The 9,830-nt window shown below is 62.7% G+C and carries 4 protein-coding genes; 1 reads left to right on the top strand and 3 read right to left on the bottom strand.

Annotated features, from left to right (window positions below; genetic code table 11):
- Nucleotides 1-168: 168 nt before the first annotated feature.
- Together VNX23_RS13795 and VNX23_RS13790 are read right to left on the bottom strand one after the other, a co-directional pair.
- On the bottom strand, nt 169-6,450 hold the full coding sequence (locus VNX23_RS13795) for a HAMP domain-containing protein (RefSeq protein WP_325630814.1): 6,282 nt from the start codon (nt 6,448-6,450) through the stop codon (nt 169-171).
- 351 nt (nt 6,451-6,801) lie between these two features.
- The gene (locus VNX23_RS13790) at nt 6,802-7,644 is read right to left on the bottom strand and encodes an MlaD family protein (protein ID WP_325630813.1); all 843 of its coding nucleotides are present in this window, start codon (nt 7,642-7,644) and stop codon (nt 6,802-6,804) included.
- Between the two features lie 235 nt (nt 7,645-7,879).
- On the opposite strand from VNX23_RS13790, the gene VNX23_RS13785 reads away from it, so the two are divergent.
- On the top strand, nt 7,880-8,713 hold the full coding sequence (locus VNX23_RS13785; protein WP_325630811.1) for a phytanoyl-CoA dioxygenase family protein: 834 nt from the start codon (nt 7,880-7,882) through the stop codon (nt 8,711-8,713).
- Nucleotides 8,714-8,828: 115 nt separating this feature from the next.
- Here VNX23_RS13785 and VNX23_RS13780 read toward each other — a convergent pair whose 3' ends face one another.
- Nucleotides 8,829-9,830: a c-type cytochrome gene (locus tag VNX23_RS13780; RefSeq protein WP_325630810.1), complete on the bottom strand. Its 1,002-nt coding sequence runs from the start codon at nt 9,828-9,830 to the stop codon at nt 8,829-8,831.

Raw genomic sequence — 9,830 nt, 5'->3', positions numbered from 1 at the left:
CGATGTCGTGCCTGAGCAGCAGAGACAGGGCTTCGCGCGCCGAGGAGGCCTTGATCAACGTCTCGCCCAACTCGGCCAGGATCACCTCATAGCTGAGCAGCTTGGCCGGCTGGTCGTCGACCAGCAGGATATTGACCGGATAGGGTTTGGACGCCACGGGCGGGCCGCTCAGCGGTGCAGCCACATCCGCAGGGCGGACAGCAGCTGTTCGGTGTTGACAGGCTTGGCGAGGTAGTCGGAGGCGCCGGCCTCCAGGCATTTTTCCCGGTCGCCCTTCATGGCCTTGGCGGTCAGGGCGATGATCGGCAGCCGGCGGAAAGCCGGGTTGGCCCGGATGGCCTCCATCGTCTCATAGCCATCCATCCCCGGCATCATGATGTCCATCAAGACGATGGCCACATTGGGATCGGACTCCACGATCGACACCGCCTCGCTGCCGGTGGTGGCGGTCAGCACCTTCATGCCGCGCCGCTCCAGCACGCTGGAAAGCGCGAAAATGTTGCGGGCGTCGTCGTCCACCAACAGCGCGGTCTGGCCGACGAGGTCTTCGTCGGAACTGTTGAGTTTCTCCAGCATGCGCTGTTTCTCGATCGGCAGTTCCGTGATCACGCGATGCAGGAACAGCGAGGTTTCGTCCAGCAGGCGCTCCGGCGACTCCACGCCTTTCACCACGATGCTTCGCGCCATGGTGTGAAGCTCGGCGTCCTCCTCGACCGAAAGCTCGCGGCCGGTGAAAACCACGACCGGCACGTCGGACAACGCCTCATCATTGCGGATCGAATCCAGAACCTCGAATCCGCTCATGTCGGGCAGTCGCAAATCGAGCACGACGCAATCGCATGGAGTCTCGCGCAGGGTCGAAAGCGCGCCCGCGCCGGTCTCGGTCGTGATGATCTCGATGTCGTCGTGATCGAGCAGTTCGCGGATACTCATCTGTTCCGCCTCATTGTCCTCCACGATCAGGAGACGCTTGCGGCGGGGTTTTGCGTATTCCTTGATCTGGGACAGCGCCTCGCTCACCCCTTCGCTGGTGGTCGGCTTGTTGACGAAGGAGAACGCGCCTCGCGCCAGCGCGTGCTGGCGATCTTCGTCCAGCGTGATGATCTGAACCGGAATGTGCCGCGTCAGCGGGTTGTGTTTGAGCTGGCTCAATACGGTCCAGCCGAGCATGTCGGGCAGGAACACGTCGAGCGACACGGCGGTCGGCTGGTATTGCTTGGCAAGTTCCAGCGCCTCCGCCCCGCGCGCGGCAACCAGGACCTTGAATCCCTTGTCGTGCGCAAGATCCACCAGCACGCGGGCATAGTGCGGGTCGTCTTCGACGATCAGCAGGATGGTGTCTCCCGGTTCGAGATTGAGTCGGTCGTCGGGAATCTGTTCGAGCACGCGCTCCGGCGTTGCCACCTGCAACGCCGGTGCTACGGCATATTGCGCCGACATGATCGACCGCGGAGCCACCGACGGTCCGGAATATTTCAGGGGCAGATAGAGCGTGAAGACGCTGCCCTTGCCGGGCGTGCTCTGCAGGTGGATTTCGCCGCCGAGAAGATTGGCAAGCTCGCGGCTGATGGCAAGCCCGAGACCGGTGCCGCCGTATTTCCGGCTGGTGCCGGCGTCGGCCTGCTGGAAGGCCTCGAAGATCAGCTTCTGCTTGTCCTGCGGAATGCCGATGCCGGTATCGGACACTTCGAAAGCGATGACGGTGGGCGAATGGCTGAGAACGGGGTGGTCGGCGCTCCAGCCGCGCGCGGCCACCGAAACGCTGAGGCGAACGCCGCCTTCGGCCGTGAACTTGAACGCGTTCGACAGCAGATTCTTCAGCACTTGCTGCAGCCGCTTGGAGTCGGTGTTGACGCTGCGTGCGAGATTCGGATCGAGCGCGATCTCGAACGACAATTGCCGGTTTTCCGCCTCGTGGCGGAACGGACGCCCGACCGTTTCGAGAAGGTTGGTCGTCGGGATTTCCTCGGCATCGACGGTCACGGTGCCGGATTCGATCTTCGACAGGTCGAGGATGTCGCTGATCAGGTTCAACAGGTCCGTGCCCGCGCCGTGAATGGTGCGCGCGAATTCGACCTGCTTGGGCGTGAGATTGCCGTCGGGGTTCTCGGTGAGCTGCTGGCCCAGGATCAGGATGCTATTGAGCGGCGTCCGCAGCTCGTGCGACATGTTGGCCAAAAATTCCGACTTGTACTTGGAGGTGAGCGAAAGCTCGGTGGCCTTTTCCTCGAGCGCGCGCCGCGCCTGCTCGATTTCCTGGTTCTTGCGCTCCACTTCGACGTTGCGCTCGGCAAGCTGCTGCGCCTTCTGCTCGAGCTGTTCGTTGGTCTGCTGAAGCTCCTTTTGCTGGGTTTGCAGCTCTCCGGCAAGCTGCTGGGATTGCTTCAACAATCCCTCCGTCTGCATCGTCGCCTCGATCGAGTTCAGCACGATGCCGATGGAGTCGGTGAGCTGTTCGAGGAACGTCATCTGCGAGGTCGTGAAGGCACCGAGCGAGGCCAGTTCGATGACCGCCTTGACCTGGTTTTCGAACAGCACGGGAAGCACGACGAGATTTTTCGGCACGATCCGCAGCAGGGCCGAATTCACCGGAATCGCGTCATGCGGAATTTCCGACACCAACCGCTGCCGCCTGTCCGCCGCGCATTGGCCGATCAGGCCTTCGCCAAACTGCACGATCTGCGGACGCGGCATGATGCCGTCGCCGGCATAGGACGCGAGCAGCCGCATCTGCGGGCTGTCCTCGTTTTCGACCTGATAGATCACGCCCATATGCGCGTTCACCAGCGGCGTCAGCTCGGTGAGCAGCAGCCGGCCGACCGTCGTCAAATCGCGCTGCCCCTGCAGCATGTTGGTGAATCGGGCGAGGTTGGTCTTCAGCCAGTCCTGCTCGGTGTTGACGTCGGTGGTGAGCCGGAGGTTGGTGATCATCGTATTGATGTTGTCCTTCAGCTCCGCGACTTCGCCGCGGGCATCGACCTGAATCGAGCGGGTCAGGTCACCCTTGGTGACGGCGGTCGCGACTTCCGCGATCGCACGGACCTGGGAGGTCAAATTGGCCGCCAGCAGGTTGACGTTGCCCGTCAAGTCCTTCCAGGTGCCGGCCGCGCCGGGCACGTTGGCCTGGCCGCCGAGGCGGCCCTCGACGCCCACCTCGCGCGCGACGCTCGTCACCTGATCGGCAAAGGTCGCCAGCGTTTCGGTCATATTGTTGATGGTTTCGGCAAGGGCCGCAACCTCGCCCTTCGATTTCACGGTGAGGTTCTGCTTGAGCTCGCCGTTGGCGACCGCGGTCACGACCTTGACGATGCCGCGCACCTGCTCGGTCAGGTTGGCGGCCATGAAATTCACGGTGTCGGTCAGGTCCTTCCAGGTGCCGGCGACGCCCGGCACTTGCGCCTGTCCGCCGAGCTTGCCTTCGGTGCCGACCTCGCGCGCCACGCGCGTGACTTCGCCGGCAAAGGCGTTGAGCTGGTCCACCATCGTGTTGATGGTGTTCTTGAGCTCGAGAATTTCGCCCTTCACGTCCACCGTGATCTTGCGCGACAGATCGCCGCGCGCCACCGCGGTCGTGACTTCGGCGATGTTGCGGACCTGGGTCGTCAGGTTGGCCGCGAGCAGATTGACGTTGTCGGTCAAATCTTTCCACGTGCCGCCGACGCCGGGCACCACGGCCTGGCCGCCCAGTCGGCCCTCGGTGCCGACCTCGCGCGCCACGCGCGTCACTTCGGCAGCGAACGAGCGCAGCTGCTCGACCATCGTGTTCAGGGTGTCCTTGAGCAGCAGGATTTCGCCGCGCACGTCGACCGTAATCTTCTTCGACAGGTCGCCGCCGGCGATTGCGGTTGCGACTTCGGCGATGTTGCGAACCTGTGCGGTCAGGTTCGACGCCATGAAGTTGACATTGTCGGTCAGGTCCTTCCAGGTGCCGGCGACTTCGGGCACTTCGGCCTGGCCGCCGAGCTTGCCCTCGGTGCCGACCTCGCGCGCCACGCGCGTCACTTCCGAAGCAAAGGCGTTGAGCTGGTCCACCATCGTGTTGATGGTGTTCTTCAGTTCGAGAATTTCGCCCTTCACGTCCACGGTAATCTTGCGCGACAGGTCGCCGCGCGCCACGGCCGTCGTCACTTCGGCAATGTTGCGGACCTGCGCGGTCAGATTGCCCGCCATCGAGTTCACGCTGTCGGTGAGGTCTTTCCAGGTACCGGCAACACCCGGCACGTTGGCCTGACCGCCGAGGCGGCCTTCGGTGCCGACCTCGCGCGCCACGCGCGTCACCTCACCGGCGAAGCGGTTGAGCTGGTCGACCATGGTGTTGAGGGTTTCCTTCAATTGCAGGATTTCGCCGCGCACGTCGACCGTGATCTTGCGCGAGAGGTCGCCGCCGGCAATCGCGGTCGCGACTTCGGCGATGTTGCGGACCTGGGCGGTCAAATTGCCGGCCATCGAGTTCACGCTGTCGGTGAGGTCCTTCCAGGTGCCGGCCACACCGGTCACCTGGGCCTGGCCGCCGAGCTTGCCGTCGGTGCCGACCTCGCGCGCCACGCGCGTCACTTCGGAAGCAAAGGCGTTGAGCTGGTCCACCATGGTGTTGAGCGTTTCCTTCAATTGGAGGATTTCGCCCGACACGTTCACGGTGATCTTCTTCGACAGGTCGCCCTTCGCCACCGCGGTCGCGACTTCGGCGATGTTGCGGACCTGTCCGGTCAGGTTAGAGGCCATCGAGTTGACGCTGTCGGTGAGGTCCTTCCAGGTGCCTCCAACGCCGCGCACCAGCGCCTGGCCGCCGAGCTTGCCTTCGGTGCCGACTTCGCGCGCCACGCGGGTGACTTCCGAGGCGAAGGCGTTGAGCTGGTCCACCATGGTGTTGATGGTGTCTTTCAGTTCGAGAATTTCGCCGCGCACGTCGACCGTGATCTTTTTCGACAGGTCGCCGTTGGCCACGGCCGTCGTCACCTCGGCGATGTTGCGGACCTGCGCGGTCAGGTTCGAGGCCATCGAGTTGACGCTCTCGGTCAGGTCCTTCCAGGTGCCGGCGACGCCGAGCACGTTGGCCTGGCCGCCCAGCCGGCCTTCGGTGCCGACTTCGCGCGCCACGCGCGTCACTTCGCCGGCAAAGGCGTTGAGCTGGTCGACCATGGTATTGAGCGTTTCCTTCAGCTGAAGGATTTCGCCCGACACGTTCACGGTGATCTTCTTGGAAAGGTCGCCGCCCGCGATCGCGGTCGCGACATCGGCGATGTTACGGACCTGCGCGGTCAGATTGCTCGCCATGAAGTTGACGTTGTCGGTGAGGTCTTTCCAGGTGCCGGCGACGCCCGGAACCTGGGCCTGGCCGCCGAGCTTGCCTTCGGTGCCGACCTCGCGCGCCACGCGCGTGACTTCCGACGCAAACGAATTGAGCTGGTCCACCATGGTGTTGATGGTGTCCTTGAGCTCCAGAATTTCGCCGCGCACGTCGACCGTGATCTTGCGCGACAGGTCGCCGCGCGCCACCGCGGTGGTGACGTTGGCGATATTACGGACCTGCGCGGTCAGGTTGCCGCACATCGCGTTCACGGAGTCGGTGAGGTCCTTCCAGGTGCCGGCTACGCCGGGCACGATCGCCTGACCGCCGAGCTTGCCGTCGGTGCCGACTTCGCGCGCCACGCGGGTGACTTCGGAAGCAAAGGAGCGAAGCTGGTCGACCATGGTGTTGATGGCTTCCTTCAGCTGAAGGATTTCGCCGCGCACGTCGACGGTGATCTTCTTGGAGAGGTCGCCGTTGGCGACCGCGATGGTGACTTCGGCGATGTTGCGAACCTGGCCGGTGAGGTTGTTGGCCATGGAGTTGACGCTCTCGGTGAGGTCTTTCCAGACGCCGGTCACTTCGGGGACTTGCGCCTGGCCGCCGAGCTTGCCTTCGGTGCCGACCTCGCGCGCCACGCGCGTGACTTCCGAGGTGAAGACGCCGAGCTGCTTGATCATCGTGTTGACGATGGTGGCCGACTGCAGGAATTCGCCGCCCAGCGGGCGGCCGTCGACGTCCAGTTTCACCGTCTGCAACAGGTCGCCTTGTGCCACGGCGGCGACCGCGCGCGTCACTTCGCGCGTAGGCCAGAGCAGGTCATCGATCAGGGTATTGACCGAGTTTTCCATGTCCGCCCACGAGCCGGAGGCCAGGCCGAACTTGAGGCGCTGGCGCGTCTTTCCTTCGCGGCCGACCACCTGGCCGACCCGCTCGAGTTGCTGTGCCATCCGCTGATTGGCGGCGACGATCTCGTTGAAGGTGTCGGCGATCTTGCCGTCGATGCCGAGGTGATTGCCGGTCATGCGCACGGAGAAATCGCCGCTTCGCATCGCCTGCAGTGCCTGAAGCAATTCCTGGGAAGGATCCGGCTTTCCATTGGTGTACGGCTTGGCCTTGGAGCGACGGCGAGCGGATGGCGAAGCGGAGCCAAGATCAGTCATGAGATTCCCCTCGGGAGCAAAGGTGCGCCATGCTCAAGCGCATCCGCTCGTCATGTTTTCGCACGATCAAATCGTGCGAAGGGTCGCGACGCAAGCAAAATACCATAGAAATGACAGAATGTTAGCCGGTTCGAATTCGGCCGAACAAAACCAATTCCGCGAGGGAACATTGGTTCCAGCAGCGCGTTAAAATTTTTTGATCTTTGTTGATGATCCCTTCGAACCGATCATCACGCCGCTTTTTTGGCCGCGTCCTGGAACTGAATCGGGTTCCGATAAAATTTTACAGGTTTTGCACTGGAACCCGGTCGATGGTGCGTGGGCGTGCCTTTTCTTGATGAACGGGGCGCCTCACTGGCGCTTCGGGTTTGGCTTTCTCGGTGGCGGCGGAGTTTCGCCTTCGCTGGCCTGAGGGTCGAATTTGCGCGTCACCTTGACCGCCGACTGACTGATGTCGAGAAGCGTGCGCCGGCCTTCCTCGATCACGATCGCCGACTTCCTGTTGAAAGTGCCGGCAAATTCTCGAATCTCCTTCAGCTTCTCGAAGAGTTCATCGGCTTTTCCCTCGGCAAGTCCGGGCATGAGGTTGTCGGCCCTTGTCACCGCGTTGTTGAAGCCTGCGAAAGCGCTGTCGGCCTTGCTCACCGCTTCCTCGATGGCCTCGCCCTTGCTCGCCAGCGACGCGCTATAGGTCTCGAAACCCATGAGCGCATCCTTGATCGTGGCCTGGTTGCCGACGAGGACCCGGTCCACATTGTGCAAAGTGTCCCTTATCGACTGGATTTCACTCAAGTCGGCGGTCAGTGTCGGAATGCCGTCTGCATCAGGCGGTATGGCGGGTGCGGTTGCGTCGCCACCGGTCAGCGATATCGCCGCAAGGCCTGTAAGGCCCTGAAACTCGAGGCCGACAACCGTGTCGGTGCGGATCGGGGCGCTCTTGTCGACCATGACAAAGGCGACCACCTTGCGGGGGTTGTCGAGCTTCAGCGAGAGGATTTGCCCAACCTGGACGCCGTCGAAATTGACACTGCCGCCCTTGCGAAGGCCGCTGGCGGACCCCTCAAAGACGATGCGCAATGGCGAGTGTTGCTGGACAGTGTGAATTTTTCGGAACCCGAGAAAGCCGACGAATGCCGCCGCGATCACCGCGAGCGTCGTGGTCCCGATCATCAGGTTGCTGGCCCGTACTTTCATTGCAGGATTCGGCGGGTTAGGCGGTTGAGAGGGCGTGTGCCGTTTCGTTGCGGATTGTACGGGCAAAGCAAATCCGGCGGAAGACCAACTTCGGCGTTGACGCTCGGCTGCCGAGCCTGTCAGGGGCAAAGCGGCCGCACTTTACCACTTCTTGACAGTACGGGAGGGCAAGGTCACGCTTGCTCGGATGCTTGCCTCTGGATGAAAGACAACAAAAAGGATTTTGGCGGAAGCCATGCCCAAGTTGCTTAGCACGGATCAGGTCGCGGCCTATCGCCATCGTGGCTTCCATTTTCCGATTCCTGCGCTCGATTCAAGCGAGGTCGCCGAATTTCGGCGCAAGCTCGAGAACTATGAGACCCAAAGCGGCGGGCCGATCAAGGCCGAGATGCGCCATCGCAGCCACGTGCTCTTCACCTGGATCGACGAGATGATACGTCATCCGAAAATCCTCGATGTCGTCGAGGATGTGCTCGGCCCGAATATCCTGTGCTGGAACACGAGTTTCTTCATCAAGGAGGCGCGCGACCCTGGCTTTGTCTCCTGGCATCAGGACGCCACCTATTGGGGACTGAGTTCTTCCGAAGTGGCCACGGTGTGGATTGCGATCTCGCCCAGCAACAAGATTTCCGGTTGCATGAAGTTCATTGCCGGCACCCACCAGAAGCAGGTCCGGCACGAGGATACATTCGACAAGAACAATTTGCTCACCCGCGGCCAGGAGATCGCGGTCGAGGTCGACGAGGCCGAGGCCGTTTATGTCGAGTTGATGCCGGGCCAGGCCTCGCTTCACCACGTGCTGTTGTTTCACGGCTCCGAGCCGAACCGCTCCGACGACCGGCGCATTGGCCTTGCGATCCGCTACATCCCGACGCATTTGCGACAGGCGGTGGGAGCGCGGGACTGGGCGACGCTGGTTCGCGGCAAGGATGAGTACCGTCACTTCCTGCCCGCGCACGTGCCCAAACGCGATCTCGAGCCCGAAGCGCTGGCGTTTCACCAGGAAGTTTCCGAAGAGCAGGTTCGCGTGCTCTACCGCGGCACGGGCAAGACTGCCTACCGCGCATGAGGCGAGCGGCGCATGAGGCGAGCGCCTTGTCCACGAGTGCTGCGCTCTCGATGGAGCAAAGCGCGGACGTCATGCTTCGAGGCGTGGAAACGGGGCCTTTCCCCTTCAGTTTCCGTTACGGTTGCAGGGACGCAACGTAAGCCGCGAGCGAAATCATGTCGTCATGCGACAGTTTTTCGACCACCGGTGCCATGAGCGCGGCCATGCTTCCGGTACGCGCGTGCTGCTGGAAATCGTAAAGCTGACGTACGAGGTAGCTCGGCGAGCGTCCGGCAATTCCGGGAACGGCAGCCAGGCCCCGAAGGTTCTCGCCGTGGCAGGTGGCGCAAGGCGTGGTGACCCCCGATCCCCCGTTCTTGGCGAGCGCTTCGCCTTTGGCGATGCTGCCCTTCGGCACCCAGGCCTTGAATTTCGAGCGCGTATCGCGCAGCTCGAATTGATCGACATCCACTGGGACTTCGACGATTCGCTGGCCGATCGGCTCGCTGCCTCCACTTTTCGAAACCATATAGAAGACGCGAGCGATCTCGGTCGGCGGCACGGTGTCGGTTTCGATCACCTCGATGTTTGCCCTTGGCTTGAGCGACGAGAAATAGGCCGCCGCGGCCTCGGCTTCCTCCGTGGTGGTGGCTTTGGCGATCGTCGTCATCAGCACGCTCGGACTTCGCTGCGGACCTGCGAATTTCCGCACGCCGCTCTTGTAGTCCTCGATCTGCTGGACGATGTAGGCGGCGGGCAGGCCGGCCAGCGAGGCGTTCTCCGGCCCGCCCGTCCCTTCCGCACGATGACATGAGCCGCACGCCCGAACGTCCGGGCGCCTGCCGTTTGCGACGATATCCGGCATCCGAGAATGATCCTCCGGATGCCAGTCCGGCACAAAGAACAAATCGCGCACCTGTGTGATGGTGAAACTCGCCTTGCTGTCGGGCACGCGTCGTGGCACGCCGTCATCGGGCGCTATCTTGAAATCCGGTGCCCATGGATAGGCCCATGCCGGAAAGGATGTCGTTGATGCCGGGGGGGAGGAAGAGGGGGAGCCGGGAGCCTGTGCCTGCCCGAGCGCCGGGCTCGATACGGCCATCGCAATCATCGCCATCATCGCCCGCAACATTCGCAT

Source organism: Bradyrhizobium sp. (genome assembly GCF_035570375.1).
In the GTDB taxonomy this organism is placed as follows: domain Bacteria; phylum Pseudomonadota; class Alphaproteobacteria; order Rhizobiales; family Xanthobacteraceae; genus Bradyrhizobium.
The sequence above is the reverse complement of the archived record's forward strand: the minus strand, read 5'-3'. Positions and strand labels throughout refer to the sequence as shown.

Coding starts and splice junctions, on each gene's coding strand:
- VNX23_RS13795 (WP_325630814.1), bottom strand. CDS start 6,450: ATGACTGATCTTGGCTCCGCTTCGCCATCCGCTCGCCGTCGCTCCAAG.
- VNX23_RS13790 (WP_325630813.1), bottom strand. CDS start 7,644: ATGAAAGTACGGGCCAGCAACCTGATGATCGGGACCACGACGCTCGCG.
- VNX23_RS13785 (WP_325630811.1), top strand. CDS start 7,880: ATGCCCAAGTTGCTTAGCACGGATCAGGTCGCGGCCTATCGCCATCGT.
- VNX23_RS13780 (WP_325630810.1), bottom strand. CDS start 9,830: ATGCGAATGTTGCGGGCGATGATGGCGATGATTGCGATGGCCGTATCG.